Origin of the sequence: Nocardioides ungokensis (genome assembly GCF_013466985.1) — a bacterium.
Taxonomy (GTDB): domain Bacteria; phylum Actinomycetota; class Actinomycetes; order Propionibacteriales; family Nocardioidaceae; genus Nocardioides; species Nocardioides ungokensis.
Window position 1 is genome coordinate 4,601,108 of the sequence record NZ_CP059164.1, and the last position, 23,675, is coordinate 4,624,782.

Genomic DNA, 23,675 nt, shown 5'->3' on the forward strand with positions numbered 1-23,675 from the left:
GTGGTGGGCGTGCGGAGCCAACTTACTGACACGAATTCAACAGCGCAGTGACCCCCGCCACGTCCGCACTGACCCGGCTCCGAGGACTCAGCTCCGAGGACTCAGCTCCGGGAGCTCAGCTCCGGGGGCGAAGCCCGTCGAGCAGCAGGTCGAGCACCGCGTCGAGCTGGTCGTCGAGGCGCGGGTCGCCCCACTCGTCGGCGTGGGCGGGATGGTGGAAGAGCGCGGTGGCCCGCAGCACCGCGCGCCCCGCGACCTCCGGGTCGACCGCGGCCAGCTCGCCCGAGGCCACCCCGTCGGCGACGATCCGGCCCACCTGGGCGGCGAGGTGGTCGACGTGGGCCGCCACCACCTCGCCGGCTTCGTCGGTGACCCTGCGGAACGTCGCGAAGAGCTCCGGGTCCTCCCGGGCGATGCCCTGCTTGGTCGCCGCCAGCGTGCGCACCCAGTCGCGCAGCCGGCCCTCGGCGCTCCCCGACCCCGCCACGATCTCCTCCAGGGGCGCGGACACCCGGTCCAGCCAGCGCTGCGTGACCGCGTCGCGCAGCGCCGCCTTGCTGGAGAAGTGCCGGTAGACCGAGCCGTGGCTGACGTCGAGGGCCCGCGCCACGTCGACCACGGTGGTCTTGGCCGGGCCGTAGCGCCGCAGCACCTGCTCGGCGGTGTCGAGGATCCCCTCGCGGGTCAGCGGTCCGGCCACGGCCGAACGCTACTTCTCGCTGTCGAGGAACGACATCTGCATGGCGTCGTACCTCGTGCCCGCCGCCGCCCCGGCCGGGACCGCCGCCTCGATCGCGGCCAGGTCGTCGGCCGACAGCGCGAGGGTGAGGGCGCCGAGCGACTCCTCGAGCCGGACCCGGGTCCTGGCGCCCACCAGGGGGACGATGTCCGTCCCCTGCGCGGCCACCCACGCGATGGCCACCTGGGCGACGGTGGCGCCGCGGGCCTCGGCGACCCCGCGCAGCGCCTCGACCACGCGGAGGTTGGCGTCGAGGTTGTCCCCCGAGAAGCGCGGCAGGTGGGCGCGGAAGTCCCGCACGTCCCGGTCGGCGCTCCAGTGCCCCGACAGCAGGCCTCGCGAGAGCACGCCGTACGCCGTGATGCCGACGCCGAGCTCGCGGGCGACGGGGAGGATCTCGGCCTCGATGCCCCGCGAGATCAGGGAGTACTCGATCTGCAGGTCGCTGATCGGGTGGACCGCGTGCGCCCGGCGCAGCGTCTCGGCCCCGACCTCGGAGAGCCCGATGTGCCGGACCCAGCCGGCCTCGACCAGCTCGGCCATCGCGCCGACGGTCTCCTCGATCGGGACGCTGGGGTCGAAGCGGGCCGGCCGGTAGACGTCGACGTGGTCGGTCCCGAGCCGCTTGAGCGAGTAGGCCAGGAAGTTCTTGACCGCCGCGGGTCGGGTGTCCACGCCGGACCAGGAGCCGTCCGGGCCGCGCAGGGCGCCGAACTTGACGCTGATCACCGCGCGGTCGCGGGCGCGGCCGCGCAGGGCGTCGCGCAGCAGCATCTCGTTGTGGCCCATGCCGTAGAAGTCGCCGGTGTCGAGCAGGGTGAGCCCGGCGTCGAGGGCGGCGTGGATGGTGGCGGTGCTCTCGGCCTCGTCGGCCGGCCCGTAGAGGTCCGACATGCCCATCAGGCCGAGGCCGAGGGCCGCGACGCTGGGGCCGGTGGCGCCGAGGCGCCGGGTCGGGACAGCGGAAGTGGTGGTCATGCCTCCATCATGCGGCATGACTGACAGATTTCCAATTCTGTCAGTCCTTCGTCGCTGTCAGCCGCTGGAGGCGGCCACCAGGATCCTGGCCGAGGCCCGGGCCTGCGTGGCGGCCTCGGGGTCGGCGTCCAGGGCCCCGCTCGCGAGCCCGCCGTCGAGGAGCAGGGTGAGCGACCGCGCCAGCGCGTCGGGGTCGGCGGCGCCGGCCTCGTCGGCCAGCCCGCGGACCCAGGCCAGGACGGCCTGCTTGTGTGCGACGGTGCGGTCGTGCACGGGTGTGCCGGGCGGCGCCTCGGCCGCCGCGTTGATGAACGCGCATCCCCGGTAGCCCTCGCGTCGGCACGAGGAGCTCAGTGCGTCGAAGAGGCCGACCAGCTGGTCGGCGGGTCGGGGGCCGGCGGCCTGCGCCGCCGCGTGGAGCTGTCCGGTCCAGACGTCGTCGACCCTGTCGAGGTAGGCGAGCACGAGCTCGTCCTTGGCCGGGAAGTGCTTGTAGAAGGTGGCCTTGGCGACGCCGGACTCGGCGATGATCAGGTCCACCCCCACCGCCTTGATGCCGCGCGCGTAGAACAGCCGGAAGGCGGCGTCGAGGATGCGGTCACGGGCAGCGGACGTGGGCATGGCTTGATAATAGACAGACCTGTCTGTTAGCGTCCACTCATCGATAGACAGATCTGTCTACCTCCCGACCTTCGAGAAGGAATCACGATGAACATCGCAGTCCTCGGCACCGGCATGGTGGGCCAGGCGATCGCCGGCCGCCTCCACGAGCTCGGACACTCCGTGGTGGTCGGCACCCGCGACCCCGCGTCGACCCTCGCCCGCACCGAGCCGGACGGCATGGGGAACCCGCCGTTCGCCGCTTGGCACGCCGCCCACCAGGGTGTCGCCCTGGCCACGTTCGCCGACGCCGCCGCCGGCGCCGAGCTCGTCGTCAACGCCTCCAACGGCAACACCTCCCTCGAGCTGCTCCGCCTCGCCGGAGCGGACAACCTGGCCGGCAAGCCGCTGCTCGACATCGCCAACCCGCTCGACTTCTCGGCCGGCTTCCCTCCCACCCTGTTCGTGAAGGACTCCGACTCGCTCGCCGAGCAGATCCAGCGCGCCTTCCCGGAGGCCAAGGTCGTCAAGGCCCTCAACACGCTGACCGCGTCGCTGATGGTCGACCCGAAGTCGCTCGGCGCGAGCTCGACGATCTTCGTCTCGGGTGACGACGCGGTGGCCAAGGCCGCCGTGGTCGGCCTGCTGGAGAGCTTCGGCCACGACGACGTGATCGACCTCGGGCCGCTGGAGACCGCCCGCGGCACCGAGATGCTGCTCCCCATCTGGCTGCGGCTGATGGGCGCCCTGGGCACCGCGCAGTTCAACTTCAAGATCGTCCGCTGAGCTGACCGTCCCGGCCGGCCGGCGTCCCAGCGATGCCGGCCGGCGACCAGGGGTCAGCCCCGGGCGACCCACCACTCGCGCAGCGCCGCCTCGGCGTCCTCGTGGGACATCGGGCCCCGGTCCATGCGCAGCTCGAGCAGGTGCCGGTAGGCCAGGCCGACCTCTCGGCCCGGACCGATGCCGAGGATCTCCATGATCTGGTTGCCGTCGAGGTCGGGCCGGATCGAGGCCAGCTCCTCCTCCTCGGAGAGCCGCTCGATGCGGGCCTCGAGGTCGTCGTACGTGCGCCGCAGCCGGTCGGCCTTGCGCTGGTTGCGGGTCGTGCAGTCCGCGCGGGTGAGCACGTGCAGGCGCTCGAGCTCGTCGCCGGCGTCGCGCACGTAGCGGCGTACGGCGGAGTCGGTCCACTCGCCGGAGCCGTAGCCGTGGAACCTCAGGTGCAGCTCGACGAGCTTCGACACGGCGTCGATCTGGTCGTTGGAGAAGCGCAGCGCCTTCATCCGCTTCCGGGTGATCTTGGCGCCGACCACGTCGTGGTGGTGGAAGGTGACCGTCCCGTCGTCGACGAACTTCCGGGTCCGGGGCTTGCCGACGTCGTGCATGAGGGCGGCGAAGCGGGAGACGAGGTCGGGGCCGCCGCCCGGCAGCCGCGGCTCGAGGTCGATCGACTGCTCGAGCACCGTCAGGGTGTGCTCGTAGACGTCCTTGTGCCGGTGGTGCTCGTCGCGCTCGAGGGCCAGCGCCGGCAGCTCGGGGAGGACGTGGTCGGCGAGCCCGGTCTCGACCAGCAGGGTCAGGCCCAGCCGCGGGTAGGGCGCGCAGACCAGCTTCACCAGCTCGTCACGCACCCGCTCGGCCGAGATGATCTCGATGCGGCCCGCCATCTCCCGCATGGCGGTCACCACGGCCGGGTCGACGGTGAAGCCGAGCTGCGCGGCGAAGCGGGCGGCACGCATCATCCGCAGCGGGTCGTCGGAGAAGGAGTCCTCGGGTCGCCCGGGGGTGCGCAGCACCCGGTGGGCCAGGTCCACGACCCCGCCGTACGGGTCCTCGAAGGTGCGGTCGGGCACCGAGACCGCCATCGCGTTGACGGTGAAGTCGCGCCGCCCCAGGTCGCCGGCCAGCGAGTCGCCGAAGTCGACGTCCGGCTTGCGGGAGGTCGGGTCGTAGGTCTCGGAGCGGTACGTCGTGATCTCGACCTGCCACTCGCCCTTGCGGCACCCGATGGTGCCGAAGGCGCGGCCCATGTCCCAGATCGCCTCGGCCCAGCCCTTGAGGAGGGTCTCGGTCTGCTCGGGGCGGGCGGAGGTGGTGAAGTCGAGGTCATTGTGGCGGCGGCCGAGCATGGCGTCGCGGACCGGGCCGCCGACCAGGGCCAGCTCGTGGCCGGCCGCCCGGAAGCGATGTCCCAGCTCGTCGATGACCGGCGAGATCCGGTCCAGCTCCGAGGCGACCGAGCGCTCGACGTCGGTCAGCTGGAGAGGCGGCAGCGGGGCTTCGGGCACGGACGGCAACTCTAGCGTCCGGGACTCGCGCGCCGGGCCGGAGCACCACCCCGGGGCCGCTGGTCCGACGGATAGAGTCAACGCCGTGCCCCGCCCCACGTCGCTGCTGCCTGCCCTCGTGGCGGTCGTGGCGACCCTGGTGGTTGGCCTGATGGTTGGCCTGGTGGCGGGCCTGGGGGCAGCAGGCCCCGCATCCGCGGCCACCGAGCTCGGGTCACCGCCGGCCGCCACCGCGAGGGCCGTCGCCCACGTGGTCACCCGGGCCCGGAGCGCGCGCCTGCAGCAGCCCACGACCCCGCTCTCGGTGACCATCGACTCGCTCAGCCCTCCGAGGTCCCGAGGAAGGGGCCGATCCGGGTGACCGGCTCGGTCACCAACGAGGACAAGGGCGACTGGACGTCGGTCTACATGTTCGCCTTCATGGGGGACACCCCGATCCGGTCGACCGCCGAGCTGGCCGAGGCGAGCACGGTCGACCCGACGGCGGAGGTCGGCGGACGGATCACCTCGCCCGGCACCTACGACACCATCGACCGGATCGCGCCCGGGGAGACCGTGCAGTACGCCATCACGGTGCCGCACTCCGAGATCCACGTGAGCGAGGCCGGCGTCTACTGGTTCGGCGTCCACGCGCTGGGCACCGGGCCCGACGGCCGCCTCGACGGTGCCGACGGCGGGCCCGCACCTTCCTGCGCTGGTTCCCGCCGACGCACTCGCCCGTGGACACCGCCCTGGTGCTCCCGCTGCGGCGCACCGCCTCCTACGCCCCGGACGGGAGCATCGAGGACGTCGAGGGGTGGAACACCGCCCTCGCGCCGGCGGCCGGCTGCGCCAGATGGTCGACTTCGGGGCCGCCGCCGGCAACCCGCCCGATCACCTGGCTGCTCGACCCCGGGCTGCCCGACGTGGTCCGGTCGCTCACGCTCGGCAACCCGGCGCGGTCCCTGGCCCCGCCCGCGGCCGGGACGACCGGCGGCGACGACAGCAGCAGCAGCGGCTCGAGCCCGACGCCGCAGGCGGGCTCCACGCCGTCGTCCGGCAGCTCGGACGGGTCCGACGCCAGCGACGCCGACCAGGCGGCCCTCGCCGCGGTCGCAGCGTCGGGCAACGCCTGGCTCGACGGCTGCACGAGGCACTCAGCGGAGAGGAGATCTGGCCCTGCCGTACGGCGACCTCGACGTCGCCGCCGCCGCCGAGCACGACCCCGCGCTCTACCGCCGGGCGCGGCAGCGCAGCGGCACCGAGCTCGCCCCCTGGGGCCTGCCGATGACGCCCGCGGTGTCCGCGCCGGGCGGGTACCTCGACGCCCCCGCGCTGCGCGCCACGCCCGCGCGCTCGAGGGTCCTGGTCACCGACCGGATGTACGCGACGAAGCCCCGGCGGTCGCCCGCGTCGCCGGCGCACGACTGATCACGCGTCGTCGGGCGCGGCCGCCGGTGGCCCGGCCCCGACGACCCGCTCGCCCCCGTCGCGCTGCGCCAGCGGATCCTCGCCGAGGCGGCCCTGCACCTGCTCGAGCCCGGGCACAAGCCGCTCGTGGTGGTGCTCCCGTCGTACTGGACCCCGAGCTCGTCCACGGGTTCTTCGAGGGCCTCGACGTGAACTGGCTGCACCTGACCACCGTCAACGACGTGGCGAGCCGCCGTGCGCGGCCCGTGCCGATCGACCGGCTCGACTACCCGAGGGCCGGGACCGCGTCGAGCTGGACAACGCGAACTTCACCTCGGCCGAGGAGCTGATCCGGGCGGGCGTGACGTTGCAGGGTGTGCTCACCGACAACACCAACGTGGCCTCGACGGTGGCCGACCAGGCGATGAGCTCCACGTCGTACGGCCACCGGGTGAGCCCGGACGGCTCCCGGGCGGCCATCGACCGGTCCCGGTCCTGGATCGACCAGGAGCTCGGCTCGATCCAGATCGACGCCCCGCCGGCCGTGACGCTGTCGAGCACCAGCGGGCGGTTCGCGGCCACGCTGACCAACGGCCTCGACGAGCCCGTCACCGTCAGCATCCAGGCCCTCACCGACGAGCCCCACGCCATCCACGGGCCCGAGACGGTGGAGCTGGGCCCGGGCGGGCGTACGACGGTGCTGCTCAACGCCTCCCTCCAGTCCTTCGGCGTCCACAACGTCACGCTCATGGTCACCGACGCCCAGGGCCATCCCCTCGGCTCGACCGACCAGCTCCCGATCCGCTCGGCCCAGGTGAGCAAGGTCATCTGGCTGATCCTCGGCACCGGGGTCGCCCTGCTCTTCGGCGCGATCGCGGTGCGCCTCTTCCGCCGGATCCGGGCGGCCGCCCGAGCCGCGAGGCAGTCATGAGGAGGGACCGATGAGCTCCTCGGAGAGCCAGAAGATCCTCAGCTCCAGCGCCGTGATGGCCGCCGGCACCGTCGTGTCGCGGCTGAGCGGCTTCGTGCGCGCGTTCCTGCTCACCGCGGCCCTGGGCAACCTCCTGCACGCCGACCTGTTCACGATCGGCAACACGATCCCGAACATGCTCTACATCCTGCTGGCGGGCGGCGTGTTCAACGCCGTCCTGGTCCCCCAGCTGGTCCGGGCGATGAAGAACGACGCCGACGGCGGCGAGGCCTACACCAACCGGATCGTCACCCTGGCCGGGCTCTTCCTGGCAGTCGTCAGCGTGGTGCTGGTCGCCGCGGCGCCGTGGGTGATGTCGCTCTACCTCAACTCCTGCTACGACTCGCCCGGCCTCGCCGACCAGCGCGAGTCGGTGATCGCCTTCGCCCGCTACTGCCTGCCCCAGGTCTTCTTCTACGGGATGTTCGTGCTGGTCGGGCAGATCCTGAACTCCCGCGGCCGCTTCGGCCCCATGATGTGGGCGCCGATCGCCAACAACGTCATCTCGGTCGCTGTGCTCGTGGTCTACCTGGTCGTCTACGGCCCGGTCGCGGAGGGCCAGAAGTACAGCGCGTTCACCAGCGGCCAGGAGATGCTGCTCGGCATCGGGGCGACCGTCGGCATCATGGCCCAGCTGCTGATCCTGCTGCCCTACCTGCGAGCCGCCGGCTACACCTACCGGCCGCGCTTCGACTTCCGCGGCACCGGTCTCGCCCACACGCTGCGCCTGGGCGTGTGGACCGTGCTCTTCGTGGTGGTCAACCAGATCGCCTACACCGTCGTGGTCCGGCTCGCCTCCGGCGGCACCGGCTGCGGCAGCGGCGGGGAGCACGGCACCGGCTACACCGTCTACTCGACCACCTTCCTGATCGTGATGGTCCCGCACTCGATCATCACCGTCTCGCTGGCCACCGCGATCCTGCCGCGGCTGGCGGCCCGCGCTGCGGACGACGACCTGCGCGGGCTCGCGCACACCCTGGCCGGCACCCTGCGCAGCGCCCTCGCCGTGATCGTGCCGTTCGCCGCGCTGATGCCGCTGATCGCTCGCGACGTGGCCAACACGATCTCCTTCGGCGCCGTGCGCGACAACTACCAGCTCTTCACGCTCTCGCTCGCGCTGTTCGGCCCCGCCGTGCTGCTCTTCACGGTGCACTACCTGATGCTGCGCGGGTTCTACGCGCTCGAGCGCAACCGGACGGTCTTCTGGATCCAGTGCGCGGTCGCGGGCACCAACATCGTGGTCGCGCTGGTCGCGGTCACCGCCACCGACCCCGAGCACACCTCGCCGGCGCTCGTGGTCGCCTACGCCGCGGCGTACGCCGTGGGCTCGGTGCTGTCCTACACCGTGCTGCGGCGTACGTTGGGAGGCCTCGAGACGCCGGTCCTGGTCCGCTTCCTGGTCCGGATGGGGATGGCGGTGGCGGTCTCGACGGCCGCGGCGTGGGTCCTCCTCCAGCTGCTGGGGGTGCTGGGCCCGAACCCGACCAACCTCGTCGCCGCCCTGCGCGCATTCCTCGTCACCGCACTCGACGTCGGCCTCTTCCTGGTGCTCGCGCGCTTCCTGCGCCTGCGCGAGGTGACCGAGGTCGTCGACACCGTGGCCAGGCGGGTCCCCTCCCGAGGGGGGCGCTGAGCCTACGATGACCCGTAGTAAGCCGTAGAGGGGAGCTGCCAGCCGATGCCCATCCGGCCCGGCGACGTGCTCGCCGACCGTTACCGCCTGGTCGACCTGCTCGTCGAGAGCGGTTCCGGCCGGTTCTGGCGCGCCCACGACCGCGTCCTGGAGCGGCACGTCGCCCTGCACGTGCTCGACGCCGAGGACGAGCGAGCCGCGGGCCTGCTCGAAGCGGCGCGGCAGTCCGCGACCGTCCCGGACCGCCGGCTGCTGCGGGTGCTCGACGCCGACCGGGTCAACGGGCTCTGCTACGTCGTCAACGAGTGGGGCGCCGGCAGCTCGCTGGACATCATGCTGGCGACCGAGGGGGTGCTCGCGCCCCGCCGCGCCGCCTGGCTGGTCTCGGAGGTGGCGGCCTCCGTGGCCGCCGGCCACGAGGCCGGGGTCGCCCACGGCCGTCTCGTCCCCGAGAACGTCCTCGTCGACCGCACCGGCTCGGTCCGGGTGATCGGCTTCTGCGTCGACGCGGCCCTGCACGGGCTGCCCGCGGGCCGGGTCTCGACCGACGTGGCGGACCTCGGTGGCCTGCTCTACTCCGCGCTGACCGGCCGCTGGCCCGGGGTGTCCCGATCCGAGGTCCCCGACGCCCCCCACGAGCACGGCCGGGTGCTGCGCCCGCGGCAGGTGCGCGCCGGCATCCCCCGTCCCCTCGACGCCCTGTGCGACCAGGTGGTCAACCCGTACGCCGGCCCCGGCTCGCGCGACGGCTACGACCTGTCCACCGCGCGCGGCATCGCCGACTACCTCGCCGACTTCGTGGGCGACCCGACCGGGATGGCCGAGGCCGAGGCGGCCAGCAACGCCGGACCGCGCGGGACCCGGACCGTCGTGCTCCCGGGACTGCCGACCGCCGGCAGGACTCCGCCCCAGCCGCGGACACCTGCCCCACCCGCCACACCTCCGGTGACCGAGCCGGTCGAGCTGGTCGAGCCGGCGGTCCCGGAGCAGGAGCAGGCCTCCGAGGTCGACGACACCGACCCGGCCGCGCCCGCCGTTCCCGAGGGCGACACCACGCGGGCCGTGCCGGTCGCCGAGGCGGAGGGCCACGCCGGCCCGACGGAAACCGGCCCGACGGACACCGACCGGACCGACACCGACCGGACCGACACCGACCCCGGTGCGTCGAGCTCCACCGAGCAGCCGACCCAGGCCGGCCTGCCGATCTTCGACGACGCCACCGACGACGTGTCCTGGCTCTCGGCTCGCCCGGAGAAGCCGCCGCCGCCACCGCCGTTCGAGGACGTGCCGGAGCGACCGCTCTTCGCCCCCGAGCCCGCCGAGGGCGAGCCGGCCCGCAGGCCGCGCCCGAACGCCGCGGGGAGCTCCGCTCCCCGGGACTACTGGCCGTGGGACACCAGCTCCGGCACGGGAACCGGCGTCCCGCCCCTGACCGACGAGGACGAGGACGACGACGAGGTGCCCGGCCGCAGCTGGCTCCGGCTGGCCGCGGCGATCGGCGCGAGCCTGGTGCTGCTGCTGGCCATCGTGGTGGCGTTCAACCTCGGCCGCGGACGCACCCCCCTCGGCGGCGCCAAGCCCGAGGAGAAGCCCTCGCGCTCGTCGTCGGCGAGCGCCACGCCGCCCGCCCCGATCACCGGCCTGACCGCGCAGGACTTCGATCCCCAGGGCAGCCCGCCCGAGGAGCACCCCGAGCTCGCCTCGCTGGCCGTCGACGGCAACCCCGCGACGGCCTGGCGGACGATGACGTACACCCAGAACTTCGGGCCCGGCGGCCTCAAGACCGGGGTCGGGCTGATCATCGACCTCGGTGCCGTGCACGACGTGGCGAGTGTCGACCTCACCTTCGTCGGCGCACCGACGGCCGCCTCGCTCTACGTCACCGGCACTGCCCCGACCGCCGTGGCCGGCCTGTCCCCCGCGGCGACCGTCACCGCGTCGGGGACCCACCAGAGGGTCACGATCGACGACACACCACGGGGTCGCTACCTGACCGTGTGGCTGACCTCGCTGCCCCAGGGCGACGGCGGCTACCGCGGCGAGGTGGCCGAGGTGTCGGTCCGCGGATGACGCAGGAGCATCCGTCCCGCGATCGCGCCCCCGATCCCGCCCAGGGCAGCGACGCCGATCTCCTCCGGGCCCACGTGGAGGGCGATCCGGAGGCCTTCGGAGTGCTGTTCGCCCGGCACCGGGACCGGCTCTGGGCGGTCGCGCTGCGCACCATGGGCAACCCCGAGGACGCCGCCGACGGGCTCCAGGACGGTCTGGTGGCGGCGTACCGCCGGGCCGGCTCCTTCCGGGGCGAGGCCGCGGTCACGACCTGGCTGCACCGGGTCGTCGTCAACGCCTGCCTCGACCGCCTCCGTGCCGCCCGCTCGCGCCGGGCGGAGCCGCTGCCCGACGACCTCGAGGAGTACGAGCGCCGCGGCTCGCTCTCCTCGGCCGCTCCCGAGGCGGAGGACCCGGCCGAGCTCGCGGTCGGCGGGGACCGCCGTCGCGCCGTGCTCGCCGCCCTCGCGGCCTTGCCGGCCGAGCAGCGGGCCGCGCTGGTGCTCGTCGACATGGAGGGCTACCCGGTCGCCGAGGCGGCCGAGATCCTCGGGTGCGCCGTCGGGACCGTGAAGTCGCGGTGCTCGCGTGGCCGGGCCCGGCTGGCCGAGGCGCTCGCGCTGTTCGCGCCCGGACGTGAGCGGGACCACCCCGACCCGGGGAACCCCGACCCGACATCGTCCGTCCGATCCAGCGAGGCCCCGCGCGGGCCACCGGCCACGGGCTGACCCGGACCCACGACGACGTCCCCACCACGAACACCCCGAGCACCCCGAGCCACGAGAGCCCCGAGAGGAGGCACGCCCCCGATGACCGACGAGCCGGACCGCCCGCTGACCCCCGAGCAGGAACGGGAGGTACGCCGCCTCCTCGCCGACGCCCGCCACACCGAGCCCATGCCGGTCGACGTGTCCGCACGCCTGAACCGGGTGCTGGCCGATCTCGCCACCCAGGACACCGACCACGCCGAGCCCGACACCAGCGTGCCGGCCACGGTGGTCTCGCTCACCTCCCGACGGCGCCGCCGCGCCGCCTCGCTGCTCGTGGCCGCGGCTGCCGTCGTGGCCGTGGGCGTGGGGATCGACCAGCTGACCCACCTGGCCGGCACCGGCGGCTCCGCCAGCTCGGACAGCGCCGCCACCAGCGACGTCGGCGCCGGATCGAGCCGGTCCTCGCTCAAGCCGGAGAACCACGGCTCCACCCCCGGCAACCACCAGCAGGGCTACGACAGCCCGAACGCCGCCCAGGCCGGCCCCCGCCTCCTCCCGCTCGCGCGGGCCGTCCCCCTCCGCTCCGGCCACTTCGCCCGCGACGTCGCGCGGGCGCGTCAGCTCACGCACGAGCGCAACGTCTACGGGGACCTGGACACCCGGCACCACGGCTTCACCTGCACGCCCGGCGACTGGGGCAGGGGCACGTTCGTGCCGGTGCGGTACGACGGCCGCCGCGGCGTCCTGGCCTTCCGCGCGGTCAACGGCGACACCCAGGTGGTCGACCTCTACGGGTGCGGCAGCTCGCAGGTGCTGCGCTCGATCACGCTCCCCGCGCGCTGAGCCCTTGGCGTACCGCCGTGCCGTCCCCGCGGGGAATGCACCTCGCCTACGATCGGTTGAACCGACTGCCACCGATCGAGGAGAGAACGCCCCACATGTCTGAGTCCGGCACCCGCAACGTCATCATCATCGGCTCGGGTCCGTCCGGGTACACCGCGGCGGTGTACGCCGCACGGGCGAGCCTGCACCCCCTCGTCTTCGAGGGCTCGGTGACCGCCGGCGGTGCCCTGATGAACACCACCGAGGTGGAGAACTTCCCCGGCTTCCGCGACGGCATCATGGGCCCGGCCCTGATGGACGAGATGCGCGCCCAGGCGGAGCGGTTCGGCGCCGAGATGGTGGCCGACGACATCGTCGAGGTCGACCTCACCGGCGACGTGAAGGTCGTGAAGACCGCGACGGACACCTACACCGCCCGCGCGGTGATCCTGGCGACCGGCTCGGGCTACCGCAAGCTCGGCCTGCCCCGCGAGGAGGAGCTCTCGGGCCGCGGCGTGTCGTGGTGCGCCACCTGTGACGGCTTCTTCTTCCGCGACCAGCACATCGCGGTCGTCGGCGGCGGCGACTCGGCCGTCGAGGAGGCGACGTTCCTGACCCGGTTCGGCACCAAGGTGTCGCTGATCGTGCGTCGCGACGAGCTGCGCGCCTCCAAGATCATGCAGGAGCGCGCCTTCGCCGACCCCAAGCTCGACATCGTCTGGAACTCGGTCGTGGAGGAGATCAACGGCGAGGACCGGCTCGAGTCGGTCACGCTGCGCGACACCGTCACCGGCGAGACCCGCAACCTCGACGCCACCGGACTGTTCATCGCGATCGGCCACGACCCGCGCTCGGAGCTGCTGCACGGCCAGGTCGACCTCGACGACAACGGCTACGTGCTGGTCGAGCACCCGTCCACGGCCACGAACCTGCCGGGGGTCTTCGCCGCCGGCGACCTCGTGGACCACCACTACCGGCAGGCGATCACCGCTGCCGGGACGGGCTGCGCCGCCGCGCTCGACGCCGAGCGCTTCATCGCCGAGCTCGACCACTCCGCGGCCACCGGGGCCGAGGCACAGGCCGCCGTGGCGGCCGAGGCCCTCAGCGACACGGTCCAGACCGCAGGCCTCTGACACCGTCGGCCCCCCTCGGCGTGGTGGGAACAGATGTCCCCACCATGCTGTTGAGTGGTCAGAATCAACATCGAGAAAGGGAGTTCCCGTGGCGAACATCGCTGCCGTGACCGACGCCGAGTTCGAGGCGCAGGTCCTCAAGTCCGACAAGCCCGTCCTGGTGGACTTCTGGGCCGAGTGGTGCGGCCCGTGCCGCCAGGTCGCCCCGATCCTGGACGAGATCGCGACCGCCCACGGCGACAAGATCACCTTCCTGAAGATGAACGTCGACGAGAACCCGGTCACCCCCTCGTCCTACCGCGTCACCGGGATCCCGACCATCAACGTGTACCAGAACGGTGAGGTCGTGAAGTCGATCGTCGGGGCCCGCCCCAAGGCCGCGCTGCTCAACGAGCTGTCCGACCTGATCTGACCCTCGATCCAAAGCCTCCCGTCACGTGACGGTGCGCCCGCTCCTCGTCGCCTTCGGCGTGGGGGCGGGCGCCGGCTTCTTCACGGGGCGTACGACGCCGAGCAGCCGCTCCATCGCCCCCTCGAGCTCGTCCTTCCACGTCAGGGTGGACCGCAGCTCCATCCGCATCCGCGGCGTCGTGCCGTGCGCCCGCTGGGTCTTGAAGCCCACGCTGCCGAGGAAGTCGACCGGGACGACACAGCTCCGCGTCCCGCGGGTGTCCCCGAACGCCTCCACGGCCTTGATGCCGCCCCGCTCGATCAGGTCGCGGGCCATCCCCTGGATCAGCATCCGCCCCAGCCCACCGCCTGCGTGGGCCGGCTCGACGTACACGTTCGTCAGCAGCACCGCGTCCGGTGAGACCGGCGCCGTGGGGAACCCGGCAGCGCCCGGCACGAACGCCTCCGGCGCGTAGACCAGATAGCCGACCGGCACGTCGTCCACCAGGGCCACGCGGCCGCAGGAGCCCCATTCACGGAGCACCTGCGAGAGCCAGGCGTCCTTCTCGCCCCGCGGGTCCTCGACGCGGGCGCGGCGGACCGGGTCCAGCTCCCAGAACAGGCAGGAGCGGCACGGGTCCGGCAGCGCGTCGAGGTGGTCCAGCGTGAGCCTGACGATCTTGCGCGACATGGCGTCCTCCCTCCGGTGCCCACGCGCGTCTGACCCGGCCGGCCCGGCGACCGGTGTGACCGGCTCGACGCGCCCATTCCGCGGTCCGCACGTGCGGCACCTGCTCCCATCGTTCATGCTAGAGGCGCCATGGACAACACGCCCGCGCCCCGCGACACGCCCCGTTCGGGGACCCGACTCGACTCCTACGTCGACCGGTACGCCGCGCGCACGGCGGGCATGACCGCCTCGGAGATCCGGGCGCTCTTCGCGGTGGCCTCCCGGCCCGAGGTCGTCTCGCTGGCCGGTGGCATGCCGAACATCTCCGGGCTCCCGCTCGACGTCGTCGGCAACGCCATCGGCGACCTCATCGCCGCGAACGGCCCGGTGGCCCTGCAGTACGGCTCGGGCCAGGGCGACCCGCGGCTGCGCGAGCAGATCTGCGAGGTGATGCGTCTCGAGGGCATCGACGCGCACCCTGACGACGTCGTGGTGACGGTCGGCTCGCAGCAGGCGGTCGACCTGGTCACGCGGATCTTCTGCGACCCCGGGGACGTCGTGCTGTGCGAGGCCCCGTCGTACGTCGGTGCGCTCGGGGTCTTCAAGTCGTTCCAGTGCGACGTCGTGCACATCGAAATGGACGCCGACGGACTCGTCCCCGAGGCCCTCGAGCAGGCGATCACCACGGTCCGCGCGGCCGGGAAGACCATCAAGTTCCTCTACACGATCCCCAACTTCCACAACCCTGCCGGCATCACGCTCGCACCCGAACGACGCCCGCAGGTCCTCGAGATCTGCCGGCGCCACGACATCCTGGTGCTCGAGGACAACCCCTACGGCCTGCTCGGCTTCGACGGCGACCCCAAGCGGGCACTGCGGGCCGACGAGGCCGAGGGCGTGATCTACCTCGGGTCCTTCTCCAAGACGTTCTCCCCGGGGATGCGGGTCGGCTGGGCGCTCGCCCCCCACGCGGTCCGCGAGAAGCTGGTCCTGGCCCAGGAGTCTGCGACGCTGTGCCCCCCGTCGTTCAGCCAGATGGCGGTGTCGGCCTACCTGACCACGCACGACTGGCAAGGCCAGATCAAGCAGATGCGGGAGATGTACCGGGAGCGCCGCGACGCGATGATGGACGCGCTGCGCGACTACATGCCCGCCTCGTGCGCGTGGAACGAGCCCGACGGCGGCTTCTTCGTGTGGGTGACGCTGCCGCCCGGTATCGACGCGAAGGCGATGCTGCCCCGGGCGGTGACCGCCCGGGTCGCCTACGTGCCCGGCACGGCCTTCTTCGCCGACGGGTTCGGCTCCGGCTCGATGCGCCTGTCGTTCTGCTACCCGACCCCGGAGCGGATCCGCGAGGGCGTTCGCAGGCTCGCGGGCGTGCTCGAGGCCGAGATGGAGCTGCGCGAGACCTTCGGCGCCGGCGCCCCGACACGCGGCCTCGAGGGCCGCAGCGGCTACGACGCGCCGAGCTCCGACCTCAGCTGACGGGGATCGACGACGATGAGTGGAGACGACGTGACCCCCAGCGGTACGACAGACGGCCCGACCAGCGCCCCCCCGGGCCGGCAGGTGCTGGTCCTGGCCGGTGGGCTCTCCCACGAGCGCGACGTCTCGCTGCGCTCCGGGCGACGGGTGGCCGAGGCCCTGCGCGGCAGCGGCCTCGAGGTGGTCGAGAGGGACGTCGACGGCTCCCTGCTCGCCCAGCTGCGCGAGGAGCGGCCCGCCTGCGTGGTCCCCATGCTGCACGGGGAGACCGGGGAGGACGGCGCCATCCGCGAGGTCCTCGAGCTGCTGTCGGTGCCGTACGTCGGGGCGCCCCCCGCCGCGTGCCGCACGGCGTTCGACAAGCCGGTCGCCAAGGCGGTCGTCGCCCGGGCCGGGCTCGACACCCCGGAGTCGGTGTGTCTCCCCCACGAGACCTTCCGCGAGCTCGGCGCCGCCGAGGTGATGGCGGCCCTGGTGTCGCGCCTGGGCCTGCCGCTGATGGTCAAGCCGGCCAGGAGCGGGTCCGCCCTGGGGTGCTCGGTCGTGCGGAGCGCCGAGGAGCTGCCCGCCGCGATGGTCGGCGCGTTCGCCTACGGGGACGTGGCGCTCCTCGAGAGGTTCGTCGAGGGGCTCGAGGTGGCCGTCCCGGTCATCGACGACGGCTCGGGTCCGCGCGCGCTGCCCGCCGTGGCCATCCGCCCCGACGGCGGGGTCTACGACTACACGGCCCGCTACACAGCCGGGTCCACGGAGTTCACCACCCCCGCACCACTCGACGCCGAGCTGACCGCGGAGGTGGCCCGGGTGGCCCTGACCGCGCACGAAGTCCTCGGGCTGCGCGACGTCTCGCGCTCCGACCTCATCGTCGACGCCGACCGCCGGGTATGGTTCCTGGAGGTCAACGTGGCTCCCGGCTTCACGGAGACCTCGACCGTGCCTCTGGCGATCCAGGCCGCCGGCCTCGACCTCGGCAAGGTCTGCGCTTCCCTCGTCCAGGCCGCCGTGGCCCGGAGCAGCCCGCAGGAGTGACCCGTGCGTGACCTGACCTACCCCCCGATCATCGTCACGGCCAAGACGGCGTTCCGACTCCTGGGCCAACGGTTCCAGATGACCGGCACCGAGCACGTGCCGCGCTCGGGCGGCGTGCTGCTGGCCTACAACCACATCGGCTACGTCGACTTCGTGTACGGCGGGCTCGCCGCGAACCCGTCGGGTCGCCTGGTGCGCTTCATGGCCAAGCGGGAGCTCTTCGACCACCGGTGGACCGGGCCGCTGATGCGCTCGCTGCACCACATCGAGGTGGACCGCGGTGAGGGCCTCGCGTCCTACCACACCGCCGTGGACTACCTGAAGGCCGGCGAGGCGGTCGGGATCTTCCCCGAGGCGACCATCTCCCGCTCCATGGAGCTCAAGGAGTTCAAGACCGGAGCCGTGCGCATCGCCGCGGCCGCGGGCGTCCCGGTCGTGCCGGTCATCCTCTGGGGAACGCAGCGGATGATGACCAAGGGCCAGCCGCGCGACTTCTCCCGCGGGAAGACGATCTCCATCAAGGTCGGCGAGCCGATGGTGCCCACCGGCGCCGACCCGGCCGCCGAGACCGCCGAGCTGCGCGACCGGATGTCGCAGATGCTGGTCGAGTCGATCCAGGAGTATCCCGCCGACGAGCAGCCTCCGGGCGCGTGGTGGGTGCCGGCCTCCCAGGGAGGCGGTGCCCCCACCCCCGACGAGGCCGCACAGCTCGACCAGGCCGAGAAGCGCGAGCGCGCCGCCAGGCGCGCGGCCAAGCGGGCCAAGGCCTGACCTCCCCCGGCTCCGCGACGCCAGGCCGCGTCACGCGAGGCCTCCCGAGCCGGCCGAGCACCCCGAGTGTTACCCGGGTGCCCGGTTCCAGAGTGCCTGGTTCCAGGTGTTCGGATTCGGGGTGTTCGGATTCGGGGTGCGTGTTTCACGTGCAACGTCGCGTGCCCGCACGCGATGTCGTCGTGACGTGAGCGGGGTCAGTGCCACGGCATTCATCGCTTTGTCGACAAAGCGATGAATCCCTAGATCGCTTTGTCGTCAGATAGGTCGGTCATTCCGGTTGCGCGGGTCCATCACGTCCACGATGCGCTGGAGGTCGTCGAGCGAGGCGAACTCGACGGTGATCTTGCCCTTGCTGCGGCCCAGGTCGACCTTGACCCTGGTCTCGAAGCGATCGGACAGTCGGTCCGCGAGATCCACGAGGCCGGGCGCCGTGGGCTTGCGGCGGGTGACGCGTGGGGCCGGCGCCCCGTCGACCCCGACGGCGACGATCTCCTCGAGACCGCGAACGCTGATGCCTTCGGCGACGACCCGCTGGGCGAGTCGGTCCTGCAGGTCCGCGTCCTCGACCGCGAGCAGCGCGCGGGCGTGGCCGGCGGAGAGCACACCGGCCGCGACCCTGCGCTGCACGGCCGGGGTGAGCCGCAGCAGCCGCAGCGTGTTGCTGATCTGGGGCCGGGAACGACCGATCCGGGAGGCCAGGTCCTCGTGGGTGCAGCCGAAGTCCTCCAGCATCTGCTGGTAGGCCGCCGCCTCCTCGAGCGGGTTCAGCTGCGAGCGGTGCAGGTTCTCCAGCAGCGCGTCGCGGAGCATGTCGTTGTCGTCGGTCTCCCGGACGATCGCGGGGATCGTCTCGAGCCCGGCCTCCTGGGAGGCGCGCCAACGGCGCTCGCCCATGACCAGCTCGTAGGCCTCGACCCCGGTCCGTCGGACCACGACCGGCTGGAGCAGCCCGACCTCGCGGATCGAGTGGACGAGCTCGGCCATGGAGTCCTCGTCGAAGACCTGGCGCGGCTGCACGCGGTTGGGCGTGATCTGCGTCAGCGGCACCTCGGCGAAGTAGGCACCCGCGACCGGTGCGAGACCGTCCTCGGTGAGATCGGCCGCCGCGGCGTCGGTCGTGGCGCCGCCCTGGGCACCGTCCCGAGCCCCGTCGGCTGCACCCGCGAGCGTCTCCGTGCGCGTGTCCGTGCTCCCGTCCGTCCCGTCGGTCGTGGCGCTCGGCTGGGCGGCCGGCGGAGCCGTCGGGATCAGGGAGCCCAGGCCGCGCCCGAGTCCTCGTCGTTGCTGTGGCCGTGCGGCGTTCATCGTGGGGCTCCCTTGGTCGCGATCTCGCGGGCGGCCTCGAGGTAGCACAACGCGCCCGGCGATCCGGGATCGTAGGTCATCACGGTCTGGCCGTAGGACGGCGCCTCCGACACCCGCACGGAGCGCGGGATCGTGGTCTTGAGCACCTGGTCACCGAAGTGCTCGCGGACCTCGTCCGCGACACCGGCCGCCAGGCGGGTGCGCCCGTCGTACATCGTGACCAGGATCGTCGACACGTCGAGCCGGGGATTGAGGTGCGCCCGGACCATCTCGACGGTCTCGAGGAGCTGGCCCAGCCCCTCGAGCGCGTAGTACTCGGCCTGGATCGGGATCATCATCTCCGCGCCGGCCACCAGGGCGTTGAGCGTCAGCAGCCCCAGGGACGGCGGGCAGTCGATGAAGACGTAGTCGTAGCGCTCCTCGCCCGCGTCGGCGGCACTGCCGACCCGCGGGTGGCCCGCGATCGCCTTCTGCAGCCGGCCCTCCCGGGCGACCACGCTCACCAGCTCGATCTCGGCACCGGCCAGGTCGATGGTCGCGGGCACGACGTCCAGGTTGTCGACCTCCGGGCAGGGACTGATCACCTCGGTCAGCGGGGCGCCCTCGACCAGCGAGTCGTAGGTCGAGGCGACCCCCCGGTGATGCTCCACTCCGAGCGCGGTGGAGGCATTGCCCTGAGGGTCGAGGTCGATCACCAGGATCCGCTGGCCCAGCTGCGCCAGGGCGGCGGCCACGTTCACGGTCGAGGTGGTCTTGCCGACCCCGCCCTTCTGGTTGGCCACCACGAAGACCCGGGTGCTGTCCGGCCGCGGCAGCGCCGGACGCATCCGCGCACCGTGCCGGGCGAGCACCGTGTGCTCGGCCGCGCGAGCCAGGGGCGTCGCCTCGTCAGCGAACTCCGAGATGGTGGCCGCCAGGTCTGCGGCGGTCCTCACCGTGAACGGCCTGGACCCCGATGTTTCACGTGAAACCACGTCACCCTCTTCTGTCGGCACTTGTGGATGAATGGGCCCAACCTGTGGAGAACTACGCTCCGCAGGCCACCCCAGACCGGTGGATAACGTCGGGGCACCCGTGGGCCACCCCAAGGCGGTGCGCGTGTCGTTCGAGGACTCCTCGGTCACGCCTTCCGCCTCCCGTGCGATCCTCGCCGCTTCGACCCGCGCTTGCGACCCGAGTCGGACCCGCGGGTGGTCGTCCGTTCCGCGGCAGGCGGCCAAGATACCTGTGCCGGATCGTCCCAGGCCACCTGGAGGGCGTAGGTGGGCGGATCGACCAGGCCCTCACCCAGGACGCGGACCTCCGGCTCGGCACAGGCCCACTGCTCCAGCACCGGGCGAGCCACCTCGATCTCCTCCGACACCGAGGACCCCTTCATCGCGACCAGGGCTCCGGTCGGGGCCACCAGCGGCATCGACCAGCCCAGCAGCCGCTCCAGCGGAGCGACCGCGCGGGAGGTCACCACGTCGAAGGTCCGCACCCCGTGCAGGGCGTCGGCGCGGCCGCGCACCACCTCGACGTTGTCGAGGTCCAGCGCGCCCACCGCTTCCTCCAGGAACGTCGTCCGCCGCAGCAGAGGCTCGACGAGCGTGAGTCGGAGGTCGGGGCGGGCGACCGCCAGGACCAGCCCCGGCAGGCCGGCTCCCGAGCCGATGTCACAGACCTCCACCCCCTCAGGGATCAGGTTGCCCAGCAGCGCGCAGTTGACCAGGTGGCGCTCCCACAGGCGCGGTGCCTCCCGTGGCCCGATCAGCCCGCGGACGACGCCGTCGGTCGCCAGGAGGTGCGCGAACTGCTCCGCGAGCGGCAGTCGCGCAGAAGAGAACACCCTCCGGGCCACGTCGGGCGCGGAGGGTGTTTCACGTGAAACGTCCATCGGATCAGCTCGGCAGGACCACCACGTGGCGGCGGGGCTCGGCGCCCTCCGACTCCGAGCTCAGCCCGGCGGCGGCCACCGCGTCGTGCACGACCTTGCGCTCGAACGGCGTCATCGCGTCGAGCGAGACCGGCTCACCGGACTCGCGCACCCGGGCCACGGTCTGCTCGGCCAGGGCGACCAGCTCCTCGCGCTTCTGCGCCCGGAAGCCGGAGATGTCCAGCATCAGGCGGGAGCGCTCACCGGTCTCGCGGTAGACGGCGAGGCGGGTCAGCTCCTGCAGCGCATCGAGGACCTCGCCGTCGCGCCCGACCAGCTGGCTCAGGTCGGCACCCACGATGGAGACCGCTGCGCGGTCACCCTCGACGTCCATGTCGAGGTCACCGTCGAGGTCGGCGATGTCGAGCAGCTCCTCGAGGTAGTCGGCGGCGATGTCGCCCTCCTGCTCGAGCTCACGGACACGGTCGGCCGCGGACGTCGGTGCCTCCGGGGTCTCCGGAGCGTCCGGGGTCTCCAGAACGTCCGGGGTCTCCTCGGCCTGCTGGTCGTCGTGCTGGGTGGTCTCGGTGCCGGTCTCGCTCACTGCTGCTCTCCCTCAGGGGTCGTCTTGTCCGTGGGACGTGCACCACCGGACTTCTTGCGCTGCTCTCGGGTCTGCCGCTTCGGCTGCTGCCGCTGCGAGGGCCGGCGGTCGGACTCGGTCTCGGTGGTCGTCGAGGGCGTCTCGGGCGCGGTCGTCGGGTGACCGTGCCGGGCTGCCTTGGCGGCATCCCGCTCCGCCTTGGCCTGGGCCGCAGCGGTTCCCGGAGCCGGGTTGTTGCGGATCACGTAGAACTGCTGGCCCATGGTCCACAGGTTGGAGGTGGTCCAGTAGAAGAGGACGCCGATCGGGAACGCGATACCACCCACGGCGAACACGACCGGCAGCACGTAGAGCAGCATCTTCTGCTGCTGCGCGTAGGGCCCGCTCAGCGCGTCGGCCGGCATGTTCTTGCTCATCAGCTGGCGCTGCGTGGTGAAGGTGGTGGCGGTCATGGCGACCACGAGGAAGGCGGCCAGGACCTGCACCGCCAGCACCCCGCCCGAGTCGAGGAACGTGCTCTTGATCGGGATGACGCCGAAGAGCTCGGACTCACCGAAGCTCTTGGCCAGCGAGGTGGTCAGGAAGCCGTTCCCCGCCCCGCTCTTCGCGGCGTGGTCCAGCAGCCGGAAGAGCGCCAGGAAGATCGGCATCTGGATCAGGATCGGCAGACAGGACGCGAACGGGTTGGTGCCCGAGTCCTTGTACAGCTTCATCGTCTCCTGGGCGAGCTTCTCCCGTCGTGGCCGTACTTCTTCTGCAGCTCCTTGACCTTGGGCTGGATCAGCTGCATGTTCCGGCTGGACTTGATCTGCTTGACGAACAGCGGGATCAGCGCCGCGCGGATGACCAGCGTGAGGCCGATGATCGACAGGACCCACGAGAGGCCACCGTCGGCGGGAAGCACGAGGCTGAAGACCCAGTGCCAAGCCACCAGCACCGCCGAGATCGCGTAGTACAGCGGCGTCATGATGAAGTGGCCGATCTGGCCGAAGATTCCCACGGGTGTCAGGCTCCTTGGATGGGGGAGTTGCCCGCGCTGGCGCGGGAAGGACTCTGTCGGGGCGGGACCGGGTCGTAGCCGCCGGCCGCCCATGGGTGGCACCGGGCCAGCCGGCGTACCGCCAGCCAGCTCCCGCGCAGGCTGCCGTACTCACGCACCGCGTCCAGGGCGTACGCCGAGCAGGACGGGTGGTAGCGGCAGACCTGCCCGTAGAGCGGGCTGATCAGTGCCCGGTAGGCCTTGAGCAGGCCGATGAGGACGTACTTCACGCGACCAGCACCCGACCCAGGCAACGGTCGAGGTCGGCGCCGAGTTCCGCGTACGTCGCCGCGGCGGAATCCGGCAGCGCCCGGACCACGAGCACAGCAGAGCCCGGGAGCGACGAGACGTGCTCCCGGGCCAGGTGCCTGAGTCGACGCTTCACGCGGTTGCGGGTCGCGGCGTTGCCCACCGCCTTGCTGACGACGAACCCGACCCGAACGGGTGACGAGGAGTCGCCCGCGTCCTCGACGCCCGGGGTGAAGAGGTGGACGACGAGGGTGCGGGAACCGGATCTGCGCCCCCGACGCACCGCGACCCGGAAGGACTCCGAGTCACGCAGGCGATGGGGCGCGGTCAGCACGGTGTGGGCCGGCCGGCAGAGGCTGGCCTCAGACGGCCAGGCTCTTGCGGCCCTTGCGACGGCGCGAGGACAGGATGGCGCGACCCGCGCGGGTGCGCATGCGCAGGCGGAAACCGTGCACCTTGTGACGGCGGCGGTTGTTCGGCTGGTACGTACGCTTGCTCACGAGCTTCTCTCCATGGTGTGACAGGGCAGCCACGCCGGCGGATCGGCAGCACCACACGAGCGCGATCGCTCGAGACGCCTTTCGGCTGGCACCGCCCACCCACGAGCGCACAGCTGCGTGGACATGCGGCACCGGTCGACACCGGGTGACCGGCCAACGGTACGCGCTGGCGTTCAACAGGGTCAAACCGGCGCCGGAGCACCGTCCCCAGCCCTGTGGATGACATCTTGCCCCACCCTGCCGCACCTTGTTACGTTCGGGCCTTCCGAGGTTCCCCCACACCCCCGGGGCTCGGTGGATCAGCAGCTCGTGTGACGTGCGCCACTTCTCCGGCTTTTGCGCTCTGACCTGCGAAAACAGTGATCCATCGGCCGTCACGGTGCGTCTCGGACCGCCCCTATCCACAGTGAGGGGGTCGGGTTCACAACCTGTGGACAAAGTTGTGGAGACTGAACCGGCCC

General features: G+C 72.4%; 25 protein-coding genes and 1 pseudogene. 13 read left to right on the forward strand and 13 right to left on the reverse strand.

What is annotated here, in order from left to right:
* Positions 1 to 115: 115 nt before the first annotated feature.
* From H0S67_RS22815 to H0S67_RS22825, 3 genes are read right to left on the reverse strand one after another with little or no spacing between them, the layout of a single operon-like run.
* Positions 116 to 700, reverse strand: a complete 585-nt coding sequence (locus H0S67_RS22815; RefSeq protein ID WP_180934913.1) for a TetR/AcrR family transcriptional regulator — start codon at positions 698 to 700, stop codon at positions 116 to 118.
* A 9-nt stretch (positions 701 to 709) separates the two neighbouring features.
* Entirely contained in the window at positions 710 to 1,717 is a 1,008-nt protein-coding gene (locus H0S67_RS22820; RefSeq protein ID WP_180934914.1) for an aldo/keto reductase, read from the reverse strand.
* 57 nt (positions 1,718 to 1,774) lie between these two features.
* Positions 1,775 to 2,338: a TetR/AcrR family transcriptional regulator gene (locus H0S67_RS22825; RefSeq protein ID WP_180934915.1), complete on the reverse strand. Its 564-nt coding sequence runs from the start codon at positions 2,336 to 2,338 to the stop codon at positions 1,775 to 1,777.
* Positions 2,339 to 2,425: 87 nt separating this feature from the next.
* Here H0S67_RS22825 and H0S67_RS22830 point away from each other — a divergent pair, with 87 nt between their 5' ends.
* Entirely contained in the window at positions 2,426 to 3,103 is a 678-nt protein-coding gene (locus H0S67_RS22830) for an NADPH-dependent F420 reductase (RefSeq protein ID WP_180934916.1), read from the forward strand.
* Between the two features lie 53 nt (positions 3,104 to 3,156).
* On the opposite strand, the gene H0S67_RS22835 is transcribed toward H0S67_RS22830, so the two are convergent.
* Positions 3,157 to 4,608: a CCA tRNA nucleotidyltransferase gene (locus H0S67_RS22835; protein ID WP_180934917.1), complete on the reverse strand. Its 1,452-nt coding sequence runs from the start codon at positions 4,606 to 4,608 to the stop codon at positions 3,157 to 3,159.
* 85 nt (positions 4,609 to 4,693) lie between these two features.
* Between H0S67_RS22835 and H0S67_RS22840 the strand changes: the two genes are divergently transcribed.
* The 9 genes from H0S67_RS22840 to trxA all read left to right on the forward strand — a co-directional run bounded on the left by H0S67_RS22840 (position 4,694) and on the right by trxA (position 13,726).
* On the forward strand, positions 4,694 to 4,969 hold the full coding sequence (locus H0S67_RS22840) for a hypothetical protein (RefSeq protein ID WP_180934918.1): 276 nt from the start codon (positions 4,694 to 4,696) through the stop codon (positions 4,967 to 4,969).
* Entirely contained in the window at positions 4,966 to 6,018 is a 1,053-nt protein-coding gene (locus H0S67_RS22845; RefSeq protein ID WP_180934919.1) for a hypothetical protein, read from the forward strand. Before H0S67_RS22840 ends, H0S67_RS22845 begins: the two co-directional genes overlap by 4 nt.
* A 340-nt stretch (positions 6,019 to 6,358) precedes the next feature.
* Positions 6,359 to 6,928 (forward strand): DUF6049 family protein, encoded by a 570-nt coding sequence (locus H0S67_RS22850; RefSeq protein ID WP_180934920.1) that lies wholly within the window; start codon positions 6,359 to 6,361, stop codon positions 6,926 to 6,928.
* A gap of 10 nt (positions 6,929 to 6,938) precedes the next feature.
* A complete protein-coding gene (murJ, locus tag H0S67_RS22855; protein WP_180934921.1) occupies positions 6,939 to 8,600 on the forward strand; it encodes a murein biosynthesis integral membrane protein MurJ in 1,662 nt (553 codons plus the stop codon).
* 45 nt (positions 8,601 to 8,645) lie between these two features.
* Entirely contained in the window at positions 8,646 to 10,670 is a 2,025-nt protein-coding gene (locus H0S67_RS22860; protein WP_180934922.1) for a protein kinase family protein, read from the forward strand.
* On the forward strand, positions 10,667 to 11,377 hold the full coding sequence (sigM, locus tag H0S67_RS22865) for an RNA polymerase sigma factor SigM (RefSeq protein ID WP_180934923.1): 711 nt from the start codon (positions 10,667 to 10,669) through the stop codon (positions 11,375 to 11,377). Before H0S67_RS22860 ends, sigM begins: the two co-directional genes overlap by 4 nt.
* 81 nt (positions 11,378 to 11,458) lie before the next feature.
* Positions 11,459 to 12,202 carry a hypothetical protein gene (locus H0S67_RS22870; RefSeq protein ID WP_180934924.1) on the forward strand — a complete coding sequence of 248 codons (744 nt, stop codon included), beginning with the start codon at positions 11,459 to 11,461 and terminating at the stop codon, positions 12,200 to 12,202.
* Positions 12,203 to 12,297: 95 nt separating this feature from the next.
* On the forward strand, positions 12,298 to 13,314 hold the full coding sequence (gene trxB / locus H0S67_RS22875; RefSeq protein ID WP_180934925.1) for a thioredoxin-disulfide reductase: 1,017 nt from the start codon (positions 12,298 to 12,300) through the stop codon (positions 13,312 to 13,314).
* An 88-nt stretch (positions 13,315 to 13,402) separates the two neighbouring features.
* Positions 13,403 to 13,726, forward strand: coding sequence for a thioredoxin (gene trxA / locus H0S67_RS22880; RefSeq protein WP_281368928.1), 324 nt, complete (start codon positions 13,403 to 13,405; stop codon positions 13,724 to 13,726).
* 21 nt (positions 13,727 to 13,747) lie between these two features.
* Here trxA and H0S67_RS22885 read toward each other — a convergent pair whose 3' ends face one another.
* A complete protein-coding gene (locus tag H0S67_RS22885; protein WP_180934926.1) occupies positions 13,748 to 14,395 on the reverse strand; it encodes a GNAT family N-acetyltransferase in 648 nt (215 codons plus the stop codon).
* Positions 14,396 to 14,524: 129 nt separating this feature from the next.
* Here H0S67_RS22885 and H0S67_RS22890 point away from each other — a divergent pair, with 129 nt between their 5' ends.
* From H0S67_RS22890 to H0S67_RS22900, 3 genes are read left to right on the forward strand one after another with little or no spacing between them, the layout of a single operon-like run.
* Positions 14,525 to 15,859, forward strand: a complete 1,335-nt coding sequence (locus H0S67_RS22890) for an aminotransferase-like domain-containing protein (RefSeq protein ID WP_180934927.1) — start codon at positions 14,525 to 14,527, stop codon at positions 15,857 to 15,859.
* A gap of 15 nt (positions 15,860 to 15,874) precedes the next feature.
* Positions 15,875 to 16,888, forward strand: coding sequence for a D-alanine--D-alanine ligase family protein (locus H0S67_RS22895; protein ID WP_180934928.1), 1,014 nt, complete (start codon positions 15,875 to 15,877; stop codon positions 16,886 to 16,888).
* Between the two features lie 3 nt (positions 16,889 to 16,891).
* Positions 16,892 to 17,659 carry a lysophospholipid acyltransferase family protein gene (locus H0S67_RS22900; RefSeq protein WP_180934929.1) on the forward strand — a complete coding sequence of 256 codons (768 nt, stop codon included), beginning with the start codon at positions 16,892 to 16,894 and terminating at the stop codon, positions 17,657 to 17,659.
* Between the two features lie 258 nt (positions 17,660 to 17,917).
* Here the strand turns inward: H0S67_RS22900 and H0S67_RS22905 are convergent, their stop codons facing one another.
* From H0S67_RS22905 to rpmH, 8 genes and pseudogenes are all read right to left on the reverse strand, one after another.
* A complete protein-coding gene (locus tag H0S67_RS22905; RefSeq protein WP_180934930.1) occupies positions 17,918 to 18,967 on the reverse strand; it encodes a ParB/RepB/Spo0J family partition protein in 1,050 nt (349 codons plus the stop codon).
* Positions 18,964 to 19,902, reverse strand: a complete 939-nt coding sequence (locus tag H0S67_RS22910) for a ParA family protein (protein ID WP_281368929.1) — start codon at positions 19,900 to 19,902, stop codon at positions 18,964 to 18,966. The genes H0S67_RS22905 and H0S67_RS22910 overlap by 4 nt, the downstream gene beginning before the upstream one ends.
* A 185-nt stretch (positions 19,903 to 20,087) precedes the next feature.
* A complete protein-coding gene (gene rsmG, locus H0S67_RS22915) occupies positions 20,088 to 20,795 on the reverse strand; it encodes a 16S rRNA (guanine(527)-N(7))-methyltransferase RsmG (protein WP_343050251.1) in 708 nt (235 codons plus the stop codon).
* 52 nt (positions 20,796 to 20,847) lie between these two features.
* Positions 20,848 to 21,426 (reverse strand): Jag family protein, encoded by a 579-nt coding sequence (locus tag H0S67_RS22920; RefSeq protein WP_219635399.1) that lies wholly within the window; start codon positions 21,424 to 21,426, stop codon positions 20,848 to 20,850.
* Positions 21,423 to 22,519: pseudogene (gene yidC, locus H0S67_RS22925) on the reverse strand (membrane protein insertase YidC). The gene H0S67_RS22920 and the pseudogene yidC overlap by 4 nt, the downstream one beginning before the upstream one ends.
* Complete coding sequence (yidD, locus tag H0S67_RS22930; RefSeq protein WP_180934932.1) at positions 22,432 to 22,695, reverse strand: membrane protein insertion efficiency factor YidD; 264 nt, start codon at positions 22,693 to 22,695, stop codon at positions 22,432 to 22,434. The pseudogene yidC and the gene yidD overlap by 88 nt, the downstream one beginning before the upstream one ends.
* Positions 22,692 to 23,048: a ribonuclease P protein component gene (gene rnpA / locus H0S67_RS22935; protein WP_180934933.1), complete on the reverse strand. Its 357-nt coding sequence runs from the start codon at positions 23,046 to 23,048 to the stop codon at positions 22,692 to 22,694. Before rnpA ends, yidD begins: the two co-directional genes overlap by 4 nt.
* A gap of 28 nt (positions 23,049 to 23,076) precedes the next feature.
* Complete coding sequence (rpmH, locus tag H0S67_RS22940; RefSeq protein ID WP_011758123.1) at positions 23,077 to 23,214, reverse strand: 50S ribosomal protein L34; 138 nt, start codon at positions 23,212 to 23,214, stop codon at positions 23,077 to 23,079.
* Positions 23,215 to 23,675: the final 461 nt, after the last annotated feature.

What these genes read in the sequence shown, in the direction of transcription:
- H0S67_RS22820 (WP_180934914.1), bottom strand. Translation starts at nt 1,717, where the DNA reads ATGACCACCACTTCCGCTGTCCCGACCCGGCGCCTCGGCGCCACCGGC.
- H0S67_RS22825 (WP_180934915.1), bottom strand. Translation starts at nt 2,338, where the DNA reads ATGCCCACGTCCGCTGCCCGTGACCGCATCCTCGACGCCGCCTTCCGG.
- H0S67_RS22830 (WP_180934916.1), top strand. Translation starts at nt 2,426, where the DNA reads ATGAACATCGCAGTCCTCGGCACCGGCATGGTGGGCCAGGCGATCGCC.
- murJ (WP_180934921.1), top strand. Translation starts at nt 6,939, where the DNA reads ATGAGCTCCTCGGAGAGCCAGAAGATCCTCAGCTCCAGCGCCGTGATG.
- H0S67_RS22860 (WP_180934922.1), top strand. Translation starts at nt 8,646, where the DNA reads ATGCCCATCCGGCCCGGCGACGTGCTCGCCGACCGTTACCGCCTGGTC.
- sigM (WP_180934923.1), top strand. Translation starts at nt 10,667, where the DNA reads ATGACGCAGGAGCATCCGTCCCGCGATCGCGCCCCCGATCCCGCCCAG.
- H0S67_RS22870 (WP_180934924.1), top strand. Translation starts at nt 11,459, where the DNA reads ATGACCGACGAGCCGGACCGCCCGCTGACCCCCGAGCAGGAACGGGAG.
- trxB (WP_180934925.1), top strand. Translation starts at nt 12,298, where the DNA reads ATGTCTGAGTCCGGCACCCGCAACGTCATCATCATCGGCTCGGGTCCG.
- H0S67_RS22885 (WP_180934926.1), bottom strand. Translation starts at nt 14,395, where the DNA reads ATGTCGCGCAAGATCGTCAGGCTCACGCTGGACCACCTCGACGCGCTG.
- H0S67_RS22890 (WP_180934927.1), top strand. Translation starts at nt 14,525, where the DNA reads ATGGACAACACGCCCGCGCCCCGCGACACGCCCCGTTCGGGGACCCGA.
- H0S67_RS22895 (WP_180934928.1), top strand. Translation starts at nt 15,875, where the DNA reads ATGAGTGGAGACGACGTGACCCCCAGCGGTACGACAGACGGCCCGACC.
- H0S67_RS22905 (WP_180934930.1), bottom strand. Translation starts at nt 18,967, where the DNA reads ATGAACGCCGCACGGCCACAGCAACGACGAGGACTCGGGCGCGGCCTG.